Origin of the sequence: Bacillus sp. FSL K6-0994, assembly GCF_038630815.1 — a bacterium.
GTDB lineage: Bacteria > Bacillota > Bacilli > Bacillales > Bacillaceae > Bacillus > Bacillus safensis.
This window is the reverse complement of record NZ_CP152043.1, coordinates 1,212,076-1,226,852: the sequence shown is the minus strand read 5'-3', so window position 1 is coordinate 1,226,852 and position 14,777 is coordinate 1,212,076. Positions and strand designations below refer to the sequence as shown.

General features: G+C 40.5%; 16 protein-coding genes, 1 pseudogene and 2 riboswitches. Of the genes and pseudogenes, 3 read left to right on the top strand and 14 right to left on the bottom strand.

Annotated elements, in window-relative coordinates:
* Nucleotides 1–101: 101 nt before the first annotated feature.
* Nucleotides 102–993: pseudogene (locus tag MHB69_RS06265) on the bottom strand (TerC family protein).
* Nucleotides 989–1,095: riboswitch (yybP-ykoY riboswitch) on the bottom strand. Its footprint overlaps the pseudogene before it by 5 nt.
* 77 nt (nucleotides 1,096–1,172) lie before the next feature.
* Complete coding sequence (locus tag MHB69_RS06260) at nucleotides 1,173–1,787, bottom strand: DedA family protein (protein ID WP_098677349.1); 615 nt, start codon at nucleotides 1,785–1,787, stop codon at nucleotides 1,173–1,175.
* Between the two features lie 246 nt (nucleotides 1,788–2,033).
* Here MHB69_RS06260 and MHB69_RS06255 point away from each other — a divergent pair, with 246 nt between their 5' ends.
* Nucleotides 2,034–4,454 carry an EAL domain-containing protein gene (locus MHB69_RS06255; protein ID WP_268481369.1) on the top strand — a complete coding sequence of 807 codons (2,421 nt, stop codon included), beginning with the start codon at nucleotides 2,034–2,036 and terminating at the stop codon, nucleotides 4,452–4,454.
* A 30-nt stretch (nucleotides 4,455–4,484) separates the two neighbouring features.
* On the opposite strand, the gene MHB69_RS06250 is transcribed toward MHB69_RS06255, so the two are convergent.
* The 3 genes from MHB69_RS06250 to MHB69_RS06240 form a co-directional block, all read right to left on the bottom strand.
* Nucleotides 4,485–4,949, bottom strand: a complete 465-nt coding sequence (locus tag MHB69_RS06250; protein ID WP_087975546.1) for a MarR family transcriptional regulator — start codon at nucleotides 4,947–4,949, stop codon at nucleotides 4,485–4,487.
* A 356-nt stretch (nucleotides 4,950–5,305) separates the two neighbouring features.
* The gene (locus tag MHB69_RS06245) at nucleotides 5,306–5,470 is read right to left on the bottom strand and encodes a stress protein (RefSeq protein ID WP_342496084.1); all 165 of its coding nucleotides are present in this window, start codon (nucleotides 5,468–5,470) and stop codon (nucleotides 5,306–5,308) included.
* 37 nt (nucleotides 5,471–5,507) lie between these two features.
* On the bottom strand, nucleotides 5,508–5,663 hold the full coding sequence (locus MHB69_RS06240) for a hypothetical protein (RefSeq protein WP_087975683.1): 156 nt from the start codon (nucleotides 5,661–5,663) through the stop codon (nucleotides 5,508–5,510).
* 192 nt (nucleotides 5,664–5,855) lie between these two features.
* Between MHB69_RS06240 and MHB69_RS06235 the strand changes: the two genes are divergently transcribed.
* Nucleotides 5,856–6,185: a MerR family transcriptional regulator gene (locus tag MHB69_RS06235; protein ID WP_024424656.1), complete on the top strand. Its 330-nt coding sequence runs from the start codon at nucleotides 5,856–5,858 to the stop codon at nucleotides 6,183–6,185.
* Nucleotides 6,186–6,219: 34 nt separating this feature from the next.
* On the opposite strand, the gene MHB69_RS06230 is transcribed toward MHB69_RS06235, so the two are convergent.
* From MHB69_RS06230 to MHB69_RS06190, 9 genes are all read right to left on the bottom strand, one after another.
* Nucleotides 6,220–6,618, bottom strand: a complete 399-nt coding sequence (locus tag MHB69_RS06230) for a hypothetical protein (RefSeq protein ID WP_268456748.1) — start codon at nucleotides 6,616–6,618, stop codon at nucleotides 6,220–6,222.
* A 308-nt stretch (nucleotides 6,619–6,926) separates the two neighbouring features.
* Nucleotides 6,927–8,285, bottom strand: a complete 1,359-nt coding sequence (mgtE, locus tag MHB69_RS06225) for a magnesium transporter (RefSeq protein ID WP_024424654.1) — start codon at nucleotides 8,283–8,285, stop codon at nucleotides 6,927–6,929.
* A 207-nt stretch (nucleotides 8,286–8,492) separates the two neighbouring features.
* Nucleotides 8,493–8,657, bottom strand: a riboswitch (M-box (ykoK) riboswitch).
* A gap of 132 nt (nucleotides 8,658–8,789) precedes the next feature.
* A complete protein-coding gene (locus MHB69_RS06220; RefSeq protein WP_003212346.1) occupies nucleotides 8,790–8,930 on the bottom strand; it encodes a hypothetical protein in 141 nt (46 codons plus the stop codon).
* Nucleotides 8,931–9,211: 281 nt separating this feature from the next.
* Nucleotides 9,212–9,730: a PepSY domain-containing protein gene (locus MHB69_RS06215; protein WP_061109744.1), complete on the bottom strand. Its 519-nt coding sequence runs from the start codon at nucleotides 9,728–9,730 to the stop codon at nucleotides 9,212–9,214.
* 93 nt (nucleotides 9,731–9,823) lie between these two features.
* A complete protein-coding gene (locus tag MHB69_RS06210) occupies nucleotides 9,824–10,513 on the bottom strand; it encodes a PepSY domain-containing protein (RefSeq protein WP_034281514.1) in 690 nt (229 codons plus the stop codon).
* Nucleotides 10,514–10,579: 66 nt separating this feature from the next.
* Nucleotides 10,580–11,929 carry an ATP-binding protein gene (locus MHB69_RS06205; RefSeq protein ID WP_034281513.1) on the bottom strand — a complete coding sequence of 450 codons (1,350 nt, stop codon included), beginning with the start codon at nucleotides 11,927–11,929 and terminating at the stop codon, nucleotides 10,580–10,582.
* Between the two features lie 3 nt (nucleotides 11,930–11,932).
* On the bottom strand, nucleotides 11,933–12,619 hold the full coding sequence (locus MHB69_RS06200) for a response regulator transcription factor (protein ID WP_034281512.1): 687 nt from the start codon (nucleotides 12,617–12,619) through the stop codon (nucleotides 11,933–11,935).
* A 212-nt stretch (nucleotides 12,620–12,831) separates the two neighbouring features.
* Complete coding sequence (locus MHB69_RS06195) at nucleotides 12,832–13,035, bottom strand: helix-turn-helix transcriptional regulator (protein WP_039178022.1); 204 nt, start codon at nucleotides 13,033–13,035, stop codon at nucleotides 12,832–12,834.
* The gene (locus MHB69_RS06190; protein WP_039178021.1) at nucleotides 13,036–13,335 is read right to left on the bottom strand and encodes a hypothetical protein; all 300 of its coding nucleotides are present in this window, start codon (nucleotides 13,333–13,335) and stop codon (nucleotides 13,036–13,038) included. It abuts the gene before it with no gap.
* A 453-nt stretch (nucleotides 13,336–13,788) separates the two neighbouring features.
* Here MHB69_RS06190 and MHB69_RS06185 point away from each other — a divergent pair, with 453 nt between their 5' ends.
* The gene (locus tag MHB69_RS06185; RefSeq protein ID WP_024424648.1) at nucleotides 13,789–14,748 is read left to right on the top strand and encodes a S8 family peptidase; all 960 of its coding nucleotides are present in this window, start codon (nucleotides 13,789–13,791) and stop codon (nucleotides 14,746–14,748) included.
* Nucleotides 14,749–14,777: the final 29 nt, after the last annotated feature.

Here is a 14,777-nt window from a genome sequence, read left to right as displayed (position 1 = left end):
CTTTACAATGTTTCGTCTAAAAGCAAAGAAATAAGGGGGTATCTCCCCCTTATTTGTAATATACGTGTTATGAAAATGAAATGATATTTCTTTCAAAAAACCTACTCTCCCAGGCGTGCCTCTTGTTTCTCCTCGTTTTCCTGCCCGCCTTTTCTTGATGGACTTGATAAAAACCAGCCAAATGCTGCAATTGCGAGAAGCACTGTCCAGAAAATGACTTTCCATAATGCTGAATGGATAAAATGAGACGATACGACCCCGATGGCTGGATGTGACAGTGTATAAAGCGTGAGCTTCACACCCACCCATCCGACAATGACAAATGCTGCTGTTTCTAGGCTCGGTCTTGTTTTGAGCAGTTTCACAAAGACCGTTGCTGCAAATCGCATAATAACAAGACCAATGATACCGCCTAATAGAATAACAATAAATTGACCGCCATCGAGTCCACCGATTTGCGGAAGACTTGTTTTTGGCAGTGTCACAGCTAAAGCGACTGCCGCTAAAATGGAATCTACAGCAAAAGCAATGTCGGCAAGCTCTACTTTCACGACTGTTGCCCAGAAGCCGCTTTGTTTCATGTTTGTATCTGTTTCCTTTTTCTTAAATACGTGCGATTTTAAAATATGGTGAATGGAAATATAAAGAAGATAAATGGCACCAATGGCTTGAACTTGCCACACATCCACTAAAAACGAAATAAGAAACAGAGAACCAAATCGCATGACAAACGCACCTGCAAGTCCGTAAAACAGTGCCTTTTTTCTTTGTTTTTCAGGAAGGTGTTTGACCATCACGGCCATGACCAGCGCGTTATCAGCTGCTAAAATCCCTTCTAATCCAATCAGTACGAGCAGAACCCACCCGTACTCTAAAATAATGGCTGCATCCATCATCATTCCTCCTTGTTTTTATCTATTGTCCCACAACAGACAAAGGCTTATGAATGCAAAAAAGACCTTTGCCTGTAATGGCAAAGGTCTTGCTAGACATGTGATATGTAGAATCATGCCAACAAAGCCGATGAACATCAGTCCATGTAATGACGACTTTGTTTCCGGTAAAAACCGGACGCTACTCCCCTTTGGCGGGATTTAGAATATTTAGATTACTTATATCATAATCAATAGACACTCGATTGTCAACAGGTGACTTTCTGTTCGATCCATTGATTAAGCAGTTGGCGTTTCTGTTTTTCTTTTTCTTCGTTTTATCAACAGGTAGAGAACAAACAATAACACAACACCGATACCAATTGGTAGAAGATAAGGATCTAACATAGCGCCAACCTCTTTCCAGTTCTCCCCAAGCATAAACCCAAGATACACATATACAAACGTAATTGGTGTAATCGCCAAAAACGTATACAGGCAAAAGACCCACACATTCATCTTAGCAATACCGCACGGGATGGAGATCAGTGTTCTGACTCCTGGTATAAACCGGCCGCTGAATGCGACCAATCCGCCATGCTTTTCAAAGAAAGCATCCGATTTATCAAGTGACTCAGGTTTTATAAAAAAGTACTTTCCATATTTATTTAAAAAGGGTCTGCCGCCGTAACGTCCTAACCAGTACAAGGTCAACGGGCCAGCCACGCCGCCTATGGAGCCGGCCGCCACAACACCGATAAAGGCCATGTCCCCTTCTGAGACCCAGTAACCTGCAAGAGGCAAAACCACTTCAGCAGGTACAAATTCAATGCATAATGCGAGGAAGATGCCAAAGTATGACAAGTTCTTAAAGGCATCAGCTAATGAAATAATAAAATCTTCGATGTTTATCAATCCCTTTCACACATAATCATTTGACTGATTCTATCTCTTTTAGAATCACACCATATATTAAACGAATAAAACCGAAGAAACGATTCACTTTTCATCGTTTTTTTACATTAAATTTGATTTTACTATAAAAGAAGGATGAAAAAAACGTTGATTGTTTTATTTAAGTGAAGGAAAGGTGAACACAGAAGCCATTCGATCCGATATATTAAGTATATGTCTGTTTTAAGATACAGGAGGTTTTCTTACATGACCCATTTAACAGGAAGCTACAATGGATGGCTTGTCTTTCTGTCAATCGCTGTCGCCGCTGTCGCCTCCTACTCAGCTCTTCATATAGCCAGCAGGGTAGCACAGTCAAGCGGTGCAAAGAAAAAGGTATGGCTGCTCATTGGTGCAATGATCATGGGAATGGGGATATGGTCGATGCATTTTATTGGCATGATGGCATTTCAAATGCGTGTTGGCATTACATATGATACGTCCTTACTGATTTTATCGATTTTGGCCTCATTTATCGGATCCTTGATTGCTTTTTCAATATGCATTCAAAAGCAGGTCTCTAGAAGAAGGCTGCTCATTAGTTCAATCACTATAGGTACAGCTATTTGCAGCATGCATTATCTTGGAATGGAATCAATGGCCAATGTCTCAATCAGCTATGATCCAGTCCTCTTTTTTCTTTCATTTTTCATCGCTGCCATTGCCTCCTACTTTTCATTGAAGCTCTTCTTTCGTGTTGAGCACATGAAAAGTAAACGGAAGAATTATCTTTTAAAGAGCCTTGGTTCAATGTTGATGGGCGGTGCTATAGCAGGCATGCATTATACTGGTATGGCTGCCTCTACCATGTTTTATCATTCAAATGGACAGGCTGCTGCAGGCGGCTATCTTGAAATGTCGCCATTCAGTCTGTCGATTTTCATCGGATTGATGACACTTATTGTTCAAACGCTGATGATCTTTGGTGCCTATATTGATCACCGGATCATGACGCAGTCAGATCAGCTGAAAGAAAATGAACAGCGGTTTCAATCGCTCATCAAACATAATATAGACGGCATTATCGTGTTATCTGTCGATCAAAAGGTTCTTTCTGCAAATGACTCTGGTAAACAAATCTTAGAGTTGTGCAATTCTAAGATTGGTGATGATGTCAGCCAATATGTGATGCCGACTGAGTTGTGGGAAGAATTTATTTCTCAGTCAAAAAAGGCCATCACACGCGAAGCAGAACTGAAAACAGCAGATCGTTTTTATTATTATCATGTCACTTACATACCTGTTCATGTGAACAATTCACTCGACAGCATTTATCTTGTTTTAAAAGATTTAACACAGCAGCGGATTGCAGAAAAAGAAATTCATGTGATGGCACATTATGATGCACTAACAGAGCTTCCTAACCGCCGCCACGGCATCAATCATTTAAATGATGTTCTCTCCGCTCAAGAAAAGTCAAAAACATCAACAGCGGTTCTGTTTCTGGACTTAAATCGTTTTAAAATTATTAATGATGCACTTGGTCATAACATAGGAGACTTACTGCTGAAAGCTGCCGCAAACAGACTAACGCAATGTTTACCGGACAATGGCTTTATCGCAAGACTTGGCGGTGATGAATTTTTAATGATCTTTCCCCACATGGATCATGATACACATAAAATCGAACAATTTTCTAAAAATATCATCCATCAATTTGAACGTCCTTTTTTCATCCAGAACCATCAGCTTATTACGTCAATCAGCATTGGGATCGCTATCTCTCCGCAAAATGGCAAAGACGGGATGGAGCTGATGAGAAAAGCCGATATGGCCATGTATTTATCCAAAAAACATAAGCAAAGCCGTTATGAATTCTTTACCGAATCCATGGAAAGATTGAGTGAGGACAGGTTAAACCGGGAGCTGGAGCTGAGGGATGCCATTCAAAGAGAACAATTTGTCCTTCACTACCAGCCGCAAGTCAGTGCCAAAACAAGAAAGATGACTGGGGTTGAAGCCCTTTTGAGAATGAAGGCACCAGATGGTTCCTTAAAGTCACCTGAGGCTTTTATTGAGCTGGCAGAGGAATCAGGTCTGATCATTGATATTGGCAGATGGGTCATTGATACGGCTGGCAAGCAGGCAAAAATGTGGTATGACGATGGGCTGAAGATTCCTGTGGCTGTCAATTTATCTGCGAAACAATTCAATTCTGAAGATCTAATTGATTTGATCAAGCTGACACTGAAAAAATACGATCTGAAACCGTCACTCTTGGAGCTTGAAGTCACAGAAAGTATGACAATGGACAATATCAAGCAATCAAAACAGGTGTTAACGTCGCTGAAACAGCTTGGCGTCCGCATTAGTATTGATGATTTCGGTACAGGCCACAGCTCATTAAGCTATTTAAAGGATTTACCGATTCATCGACTGAAAATTGATAAATCCTTTATAGAGGATATTTTAAGTGATTCAAAGTCTGAACAGATTACAGGGGCTATTATAGCGATGGGACATCAATTATCTCTCGAAGTGATAGCAGAAGGTGTTGAAACATTTGCACAGGCTCAGCTATTATCTGCCCAGGGCTGTGACGACCTGCAAGGGTTTTATTATGCCAAGCCGCTGCCAGCAAGCGATATTGAAAAATTCATCGCCTATCCGGCGCTGCTTGACACATAAAAAAGGTGCCATCATTGGCACCTTTTCGTTTTATCTAAATAATAAATGCTGACTGTGAATACCTGCTTTTTTCAATAGACTAATCAATTGCTCTTGCTCTTCACGCGTCAGACCAGAGAATGCACGCGCAATCCGAAGAGAGTGGATCGGATAAATCTTGTCAAGATAGCTTCGTCCTTTTTCCGTTAAATGGGCATAAACAGACCGTTTATCCTTGGGGTCCTGTTCTCTTTCAATGAAACCATTTCGTTCTAATTTGTCAATTACGTACGTCACATTCCCGCTGACAAGCAGGAGTCTTGAGCCGATTTGCTGAAGCTTTTGAGCACCTCTTGTGTACAGTAATTCAAGAACGGCAAATTCAGTTGGATTAAACCCATGCTCTTTGCTGTCTCTAATACTGTGTTCTGAAACGCTTTTAAATGCTCTTGCAAAAACCTTGTAAAGCGTCATTGAGCGTTCTACTTCTTCTTCATTAAACGATAGTCTCATCACATATCTACCTCTTATAATATTTTTTTAACTTCAAGGCTGTCTTGCGGTGCAGTTGGAGCCTTTCGTAAAAAATAGAAGTACGTTTTTGAAAACCCTTTCAACCACATAAGTGACTCCATTCGTGTTATGTATAAGGTTTCGATATAAACTTTTAAAATCCTTCTTATTTTTCACAATCATCTCGAAAAAAAGCTTTTTCAGCAAACCATCAAGATGCGACACACTTTAACAAAATCTGTAAAGAATCTATGATTTCTTGCACTTCATTCGCCAAATTTCTACAAAATTCAATATTGCTATAATATTAAACAAAAAAAAGAACCCTTTATGTGACATACGCACATTTCAAGGGATTTTTACAGATAGCGTTCTGTTTTGTTGAAAAAGAAATGATACTCTTTTTTTAAGTCACTAATTGTCATGTTCTTGGCCGCATCAGGGCTGTAAACCCCTATTGAACATAGCTGCTTCGTATAATAATGTCTTTCCTTTGCTAAAGCTTCTTTTAATATACGCCGCACCGATTATCCCTCCTATCAAGTGATTTGGATCGGTTGCTTATGAAGACTTCTTATACAAATCATTTTGCATGGCTCTTAGAAGCGCATGTGCATTCTGACCTGCAGCCTGCATGAATTGCTCAAGCAATTCATCCCTCTTCACATCTAATGCGATGATTTCTTTTGCCATACGAATGATCTGTGCTTGCTCCATCATATGCTCCTCCTCCTATGTCAACTCACCATGATTATATGCCGCCGTAAGATGTATTGCACACTCCCTGTTATCTTTCCTTCCATGGTTTTTTCATTTTTTTCGTTTTTGTGTTATATTTTCTAACAAACGATAGGTTTTTTCACTTCTCGTTCTATATAATATGAAGAAAAGACTTGCAGGGGTGAGTATATGACGCAGGAAGATGTATCTTATAAAGATAAAAAAGTCATTTCAATCGGGATTGTCAGTGAGCTAACAGGGCTTTCCGTCAGGCAAATCCGATATTATGAGGAACGTAAACTCATTTACCCCCAGCGCTCAACAAGAGGCACACGGAAATATTCTTTTGCAGATGTTGAACGTTTGATGGACATCGCCAATAAACGGGAAGACGGTGTGCAGACAGCTGAAATTTTAAAAGACATGAAGAAAAAAGAACAAGCGCTAAAAAGCGGACAATTTAAGAAAAAAATGCTGGAAGGCCAGATTAACGCACACTTTCGGTATAAAAATCGTTAAACAAAAAAAGAATCGCTCTTTTGAACGATTCTTTTTATTTAGAGGAAGCTTCAGTACCTTCTACAACCCCTACAAAGTCAATCAGCACGCCGCCTCTTTCAGGATCTTCTTTCACCCGCAGGGCAAGTGCCTTTTTCTTCCCGATTTTTGCATCTTCATAATTCGCGTGGAACACATGAATGCTGGCTTCTTCCAATTGAAAATCCTCATAAGAAAGCGTGTCTATGCCCCATTCTTTTTTCAGTTTCAGAATGTCATCTGGGCTCGGGACTGCGCCTTCGACGTAGATGTCTTCCATTTTTCTTTTATTTCCTTCGGTGATGGCTTCAAGCATATGCTCTGCAGCCACTAGCCTTCGGTCTTTCCCCTCGTCCTCCCTTTGACATGCACTCAGCAAAAACATACATATCAAAACGAATAAGAATTTCTTCATGTTTTTCTCCCACCTTCTCCTTAAAATGTAAAGGATGGAAGCGCTATATGCAATCTTTATACAAAAAAAGACTGTAAAACGTCATGTTTTACAGTCTTAGATTGTGGACAAGGGGCTAAAATGATGTTTATTTTAGTCCTTTGTCTACCTTTCAGCGCGATCTGAAAACCTTTGAAGTCTAGGAAGGACGAGTACCGGAGCGGAGCGAATTGAACATTCGTGAGCACCGGCACGCAAGGACTGACAACGAATGCAAGGGTTTGTCGGCGCGCTGAGACTGTAAAACGTCATGTTTTACAGTCTTCTTGCTACATAAGTGTATGAAGGAAAGCTGTCGCAATACCAAAATAGATGAGCAGTGATAAAATATCGTTCAATGTTGTAATCAGCGGCCCAGATGCAATCGCAGGGTCCACGTTTAATCTGTGTAAAATAATAGGCACGATCGTACCTGCCATCGTTCCAATAATCAGTGTGGCAAGCAGTGACGAACCAACAACAAACCCTAAAATCATATTGCCCTGCCACACCATTGCGACGACTGTAATAATAATGGAACAGACAATCCCAATGTAAATACTTGTTCGGAGCTCTCTAAAAATCAGGCGCATAATGGTTTTTTTCGTTAATTCTTCTTTTGAAAGTCCTCTAATGACGACCGCAAGCGACTGTGTGCCTGTATTCCCTGTCATTCCGGCAATCATCGGCATGAAGAAGGCTAAGGCGACGACTTGCTGAAGGGTATCTTCAAAGTAATTTAAAATACTGCCTGAAATCAGCCCAATGAATAAGAGCAAAATGAGCCACGGGAGACGCCGGTATGCTGCAACAAAAGCGGGCGTGTCGAACGTAATATCTTTACCAGAGGCAGCGAACTTCTCATAGTCTTCTCCTGCCTCTTGAATGACGACATCAATGATATCATCGACTGTGACGATTCCGACCAGGACATTGTTCTCTTCTACAACAGGAATGGCAAGAAAATCATACCGTTCAATCAGCTTTGCGATTTCCTCCTGATCCTGAAAGGCTCCAACGGCAATGACTCTTGTAAACATAAGATCCTGCACTTTTTCATCTGGTTCACCTAAAATGAGATCCCGGTACGACAGAACCCCTACAAGCTGCTTTTGATCATTAATGACATATAAATAGTTGATCGATTCTGCAATTTCAGCAAAGCTTTTCAGCTTTACAACTGCGTCCTGAACCGTATAGTGCTGAGGAATCCATACGTACCGGTTGGTCATGATCCGGCCTGCTGTCTCAGCAGGATAATTCATGAGAAGCTGGACGGCCTTTGATTCCTCTGCCTCCATGTTTGATAAAAGCTGATCTTTCAGCTCATCATCCATTTCATCAAACAAGTTGGCTAGGTCATCGTTATCCATTTTGTTTGTGACGAAGGTGGCTTTGTCTTTTCCTACTTTTTCAAGCACAATTTCTTGGTATTCGCGCTCAAGCTCACCCATCATTTCCGTCACATCATCGATTGTTAAAAAGCTGAGGAAACGGCCGCGGTGTTTTTCTGGAAGTTCTTTAAATAAATAGGCCATATCATATGGCTGAAGTTCTTCCATAATGTTTTTAAATTCTTTGCGTTTGCCATCTCTTAATAAAATAATGATTCTTAAAATGAGTTCATCGTACGTAATGTTCTGTATCATCGCTGTTACCTCCCCAAAGTCAGGAGATACCCGAATCCCTTAGAATGTGCGGGGTCAGGATCTCCTCTGTCTGATGCGTCAATCTGATCTTTTGACATACTCTCTATGTGTCTCGAATCGGGATGATCCATCCCCACACCTCCTTTTCTCATAAAAAAGCACCTTCAACCGAATGAAGGCGCTTTGTAAGCATGACAAAATAAACACTTGCTCCTTCAATCGTAGAGCTTTAGCACTGTATGGCATAGGATAAAATCCAGCTGCATTAAAAATCACCTTATGTCGATGATTTCTGTTGACCCATTGGCGTCTTTGGACATTTTTGGGCAGCAGCGTATCTCCATACAGGAGCCTCACCTAACGAAGTCTCATATTGTTAACACACTGAGATTACAGAAAAAGCGGAATGATGTCAATAAGCAAGATGCCAAGTATCCTTATGTATTCGCTTACTTTTCAAAAAAAGAGCGATAGACAGCTCAGCTATCGCCCTTTCACGTTTTTTTATTCCTCTTCCGGCTGATTCATATCCTCTTGGGAGAGGAGATGAAAGGAATCATGCAAAAACAAAGCATATCCTTCTCCATCAGGATGCGGAACGTATTCCGCGTGATCCATTGTTTGCTCTTCTTCTTTTTTCTTCATATTCTCTCGCCTCCTTTCCCGTAGTTTGTCCCAATGAAAAAACCTTACACATGAAAGTGTAAGGTTTGCAGATTGTTGACAAAGGGCTAAAATGATCTTTATTTTAACCCTTTGTCTTCTTTTCAGCGTGATAGAAAACCTTTGCAGTCTAGGAAGGGCGAGCACCGGAGCGGAGGGAATTCGACATTCGTGAGCACCGGAGCGCAGACCTGACACCGAATGCGAGGGTTTGTCTACACGATGAAAACCTTACACATGAAAGTGTAAGGTTTGGTCATAGCTTAATCATCCCATTCTTGCTTCAGGATTTTGCCTGTTTTAGCGGAAATCTCAAAATCAACTTCCTCGCCGCTTGGTGTTGTGATTTCAATTTCGTAAATGTACACACCATTTTCTTTATCTAGATCAGAATCAGTGATTGTGCCTTTTACTTTTGCAAGAGCCATTTTTTCAGCCTGTTTTTTCGTGATCTTCACGTTCTGTTTCTTTTCTTTGACTGGATCATTCAGCGCTTTTCCAGTTTTGGCATCGACATATACTTTATATTCAAAGCCGCCTTTTTTGATCTCGACTTCATACACCCATTTTCCTTTTTTACGCTCAAGATCCACATCATCCACATAGCCTTTCACCACTTTTAAGGCTGCTTTTTCAGCTTGTTTCTTTGAAACAAATGACGATTTCTTTTGCACGACTTGCTCGGCGTTTGCTGTTTGATTTGTATTTTGCGCTTGAAGTGTGAAACCACCTGCGACAAGAGTTCCCGTTAATGCTGTAGCTACTAGTACTTTTTTCATCATGTTCATTTCCTCCTCTATTTGATTTCTTCTCTATCTTAAGAAAACAAGATGATAAAGGAAGGAAAGAAACATGAGAATATCATGAGAAAAGGATTAGTTTTCGTACGTAATGCCCTCAATATCCCCTGTATAGGCGTTCACAAGCACCTCCGCCTCTCTGCCGTCAGGCAAATCCAGCTCCACCTCAAATACGAGCATACCGCTGAATGTTTCAAGATCAGCATCATCCACTGTTCCGCCAACTTCTTTGACGGCAATTTGGATGGCTTCCTCGACAGTGATTTTCGTAAGCTTCTTTTCTTTAGAGGTTGGTTTTTTCTTTTCTGCTTCAAGCACCTTAAATGACTGTTTGTCGACCTCGACTTGATATAATTCTTTTTTTGATTGGATGGTAAAAATGAAACGATCTGACGTCTCTTTTTTTTGAATGACAGTTCCGCTCACCTTTTTAACAGCCGCCTCTTCTGCCTGGAGCTCAGCATTTTTTTCATTTGGCTTTTGATAGCTTTTTAACTGTCTAATTTCTTTCATTTGACCGCTTGCAGAAGATGCAATGATTTGATAGATGCCGTTTGCATTTTCCAGCGTCATTGTATAGTCCTGTTTATGATTGATTAAATCAATATGTGTAATGTTTCCATTGTAGTCTTTTGCGATCATTTTTTTCATTTCTGCTTCACTTAATATTTTTTGATCAATGGTTTGGATCATGAGCATTGCAAAGGCCGCAAGAATCACAAGACATCCTGCGAGCGCAAGCACCATTTTCGTTTTTCTAGACATGCAGCGCCTCCTTCCTATTTCCTATTTTATAAGGAGGAAATGAGAAATTGATGAGAAAAGACCCATTTATTTCTGAAAAAGAATGGTCATGGCTGTCCCTTCGCCGATACGGCTGTCTACCTTCAGCTCGGCCTCATGTTCTTCTGCAATTTGCTTCGCAATTGAAAGACCGAGTCCGGTTCCGCCCGTCTCACTGTTTCTCGCTTCATCCACACGGAAAAAGCGGTCAAAGATTTTCGGCAGATCCTCTTCTTTTATGCCAATTCCTTGATCAATCACTGAAATAAATGGCTTGTCTTCTGCCCATCCGCAGGTCACATCAACTGGCTCTCTGCTATATTTGACCGCATTATCAATTAAGATGGTCAAAAGCTGTTTGATTTTCTCTTCGTCTCCTTCTGCGATCAGCGGCTGATCTGTCTGCACATGAGATTGAATCGTTCGATTGGTAGCCACTTCAAGTGTATGACAAAGCTGCTTGCACAAATGACCAAGATCAACCGGCTTCATATCCAAGTATAACGGCTGGCCGTTTTTCGCCAATGTCAATAATTGATCTGTCAGTCTTTTCATTTTTTTCGCTTCATCATGAATCGCTTGGGAGGATTCTTCTACAACCTCTGGACGTGTTTGCCCCCAGCGTTTGAGTAAATTGCTGTAGCTCATAATGACGGTAATCGGTGTCTTCAATTCATGGGAGGCATCATGCAAAAATTGCTGTTCTTTTTCATAATGCTTCTCGAGAATCTCGGACATTTCATTAAAGGTTTGTCCCATTTGATATAGTTCGTCCTTTGAATCGCCTGTTAATTCAATTCGTTTAAACGCCTTCTCTTTCATACTTGCCTTCATGGTATTCGTCATTCTGCTAATCGGCCGGACAATTTGCTTTGTTAAAACGTGGCCTGCAAAATAGGAAAGCACAATAAACAAAACGCCGGTAGCGATTAAAATCATTTTTAATAACGCTAAGTTCTCTTCCGTATTTTCGATTTCTTCATATACTTGAAGCGACATAATCTCACCATTTGTCCAAATGACCGGAATAGCAGCGAACGCAATCATATGCTTATTGTATTCTTTGATTTCTGCTGTCTGGCCAGATTCGTATGTAAAAGGCAGTGAGCTAAACGTTGATTCCTTTGTGACAGTCAGTTTTGACTCTCCCGTTTCTGTCACGACACGGATCATACCATTTTGAGGCAGGTACGCCTTCAGCAGCTCCGAGGACGGAAGACCCTCTTCCTCTGATTTTTTTAAAGCAATGGCAATATTTTCAGCCACCTCAGACAAGCGGGACATATCTTTTTGCGTCAAGGTCATCGAAAAAATAAAATAAATGGCTGTATGAAACAAGAGCACCATTAAAAACAAAGACAACGACGTATAAAGCTGAATCTTATTTTTTAATCTCATTCTTTATCCTTTCATCACATAACCCACACCTCTCACTGTGTGAATCAGCTGTTTTTCGAATGGGTAATCGATTTTTTTCCTTAAATAACGGATATAGACATCTACCACATTTGTATCACCGAAATAATCAAAACCCCAAACCGCTGTTAAAAGCTGATCTCTTGTGAGCACTTGCTGCTGATGGTTCAGTAAGTGGACAAGCAGGTCATATTCTCTCGGTGTGAGTTCAAGCATTTGCCCAGCCCTTTGGATTTCTCTTGTTTTCTCGTTGACCGTTAAATCTGCTATGCTCAGCTCTGTCTCCTTTTCTTCTTGTGCATGTATATTCAACCTTAGCTGTGCGCGAATTCGCGCTAATAATTCTTCTATGTCAAAAGGTTTTGTTATATAATCATTCGCCCCAAGATCGAGCCCGCTTACCTTATCAGGAACACTTCCCCTTGCTGTAATCAAAATAATAGGTGTCGCTGTATTTGTTTTCCGAACCCTTCTCAGCACTTCAAGACCGCTTAACTCTGGAAGCATGACGTCAAGCAGCACCAAATCGAAGCTGTCTTCTTCAAGAGCCTGAAGCCCGTCCATTCCTGTCTCTTTGACTGTCACCTCATATCCTTCATATTCAAGTTCAAGTGACAGTACCCTTGCGATTTTCTTTTCATCTTCGACTACGAGTATCTTCCCTTTGTTCATCTCTATCTCTCCTATCTAAAAGGCAAGCTTGTCTTTCCATTATTATATGTTGCCTTTCTCATTTGGAACAGTCACAATCTTCACATCTATTTTTTCATAAAAGAAGAAATATATTGAATGAAGATGTTTTTTAACACAGTAACCGCACATCAATTGAAAGGAACATAAAACGGCTAACCACTCAAAAAAGGCCTCATCTTGAGGCCTTTTGATTACTTTTTTATAGGTCTGCTGACAAAGAGCTGATCTACTGAAGTTCCTAAAACAAAAGCTATGTCAAAAGCTAACTGCAAAGTGGGGTCATATTTATCATTTTCGATCGCGTTAATGGTTTGTCTCGACACCTTACAAAGTTTAGCTAATTCTTCTTGAGACAATTTATTAGATTTTCTTAGCTCTCTAATATGATTCTGCATTTAATCACCATATTTTTTTCTGTAAATGAGGAATGTGAATACATATATTATTGAAACCACAGACAGGAACGCGATAGGTGAAATCCCAATGCCCTGATTTGAGTTCCCTTGAATCGTTAGAAAGATATTCTGTGCGACTTCTAATAAAAGCATACCGAAAACCACAATAAACGCATAAGATTGAGCTTTCGAGTAAATAAATCTCTTTCGTTCATCACCCTTTTGAATCATCGAAGTAATCAAAATGAACAATCCGATCAATAATATTATAACTGAATAGACAACCTTTACGTAATCCAATCTTTAGTCCCCTTCCAAAAAAAAATGTCAAATACTCTTTACATTTATAATCATAGCATTAGTCTCCTAAATGTCAAATACTTTTTACATTTCTTATTCTTAATAAAATTATCATTGAAAAGCAATAATCTGCTCTCATGGTTTATCTATTTTCTTCTCTTCTTTCATCTATTGATTCTTTTTCAATCTGCCTCTTTTAGTTCTATTCACCCATTTTCATCTGTACAGGTGCAACCTCACTATGCAGCATTTCCTTCTTTTTCATATGATATCAAGAGTTTTCTTCAAAAGGTGAGCTCTTTCGTCAATATGTGAGGAGAACTGCACTTTTGATAATAGATTGATTATTTGAAAAATTATTACAATTGACCCTTTCCGATCAAAAGTTTCTTTTATACAATAACATTATGCAGCCTGAATCTACTTTGAAAACAAAATAAGGAGGGCTTTCTTATGAAAGGTGAAATTCGCTTAATTCCGTATGAAGTAAAAGCCAATGTGATGGAAGCGAAAGAGACGCCGGAAAGTATTCAGGAGATTAAAGCACCCGAACTTTGGTCAAGTGGCTTCAAAGGAAAAGGCATAACCATTGCTGTCCTTGATACAGGCTGTGACACAGAGCATCCCGACTTAAAAGATCAGATTATCGGTGGGAAGAACTTTACCGATGATGACGATGGAGATGCTGAAAATGTAAAAGACTATAATGGGCATGGTACCCATGTAGCAGGAACGATTGCCGCAACCGATCAAAATGGCGGAATTTTAGGGGTTGCCCCTGAAGCCAAGCTGCTCATCGTGAAAGTTCTTGGCGGTGAAAATGGCAGCGGAAAATATGAGTGGATCATTGATGGCATCAACTATGCCGCAGAGCAGAAGGTGGATATTATCTCTATGTCTCTCGGTGGTCCAAGCAATGAGCCTGCCCTGCAGGAAGCCATTCAAAATGCGGTAAAAAGCGGTGTGCTTGTTGTGTGCGCAGCAGGAAATGAAGGGGACGGGGACGAGCGTACGGAAGAGTTCTCCTACCCAGCAGCATACAATGAAGTCATTGCCGTCGGTTCTGTTTCCCTTGCTAGAGAATCCTCTGAATTTTCTAACGCCAATAAAGAAATCGACCTCGTCGCTCCAGGAGAAGACATTTTATCCACTCTCCCTAACCATAAATATGGCAGGCTCACAGGGACTTCAATGGCTGCCCCTCACGTAAGCGGTGCACTAGCCATTATTAAAAACGCCGAAGAAGAAGCGTTCCAGCGCAAGCTGACAGAGCCTGAGGTTTATGCTCAGCTTGTCAGAAGAACCCTTCCATTAAAACAGTCGAAAGCCCTTGTAGGGAATGGATTTTTATATTTAACTGCGCCTGATGTCCTTTTAGAAAAAACATTAGAAGCAGATCTTTTATCTCTATAGCTTAAATAGAGGTCCTGAGAAAAGATAGA

Coding starts and splice junctions, on each gene's coding strand:
- MHB69_RS06240 (WP_087975683.1), bottom strand. CDS start 5,663: ATGGAGCAAGCACAGATCATTCGTATGGCAAAAGAAATCATCGCATTA.
- MHB69_RS06195 (WP_039178022.1), bottom strand. CDS start 13,035: ATGCAGAATCATATTAGAGAGCTAAGAAAATCTAATAAATTGTCTCAA.
- MHB69_RS06235 (WP_024424656.1), top strand. CDS start 5,856: ATGACGCAGGAAGATGTATCTTATAAAGATAAAAAAGTCATTTCAATC.
- MHB69_RS06215 (WP_061109744.1), bottom strand. CDS start 9,730: ATGATGAAAAAAGTACTAGTAGCTACAGCATTAACGGGAACTCTTGTC.
- MHB69_RS06205 (WP_034281513.1), bottom strand. CDS start 11,929: ATGAGATTAAAAAATAAGATTCAGCTTTATACGTCGTTGTCTTTGTTT.
- MHB69_RS06210 (WP_034281514.1), bottom strand. CDS start 10,513: ATGTCTAGAAAAACGAAAATGGTGCTTGCGCTCGCAGGATGTCTTGTG.
- MHB69_RS06185 (WP_024424648.1), top strand. CDS start 13,789: ATGAAAGGTGAAATTCGCTTAATTCCGTATGAAGTAAAAGCCAATGTG.
- mgtE (WP_024424654.1), bottom strand. CDS start 8,285: ATGATACAGAACATTACGTACGATGAACTCATTTTAAGAATCATTATT.
- MHB69_RS06230 (WP_268456748.1), bottom strand. CDS start 6,618: ATGAAGAAATTCTTATTCGTTTTGATATGTATGTTTTTGCTGAGTGCA.
- MHB69_RS06255 (WP_268481369.1), top strand. CDS start 2,034: ATGACCCATTTAACAGGAAGCTACAATGGATGGCTTGTCTTTCTGTCA.
- MHB69_RS06220 (WP_003212346.1), bottom strand. CDS start 8,930: ATGAAGAAAAAAGAAGAAGAGCAAACAATGGATCACGCGGAATACGTT.
- MHB69_RS06200 (WP_034281512.1), bottom strand. CDS start 12,619: ATGAACAAAGGGAAGATACTCGTAGTCGAAGATGAAAAGAAAATCGCA.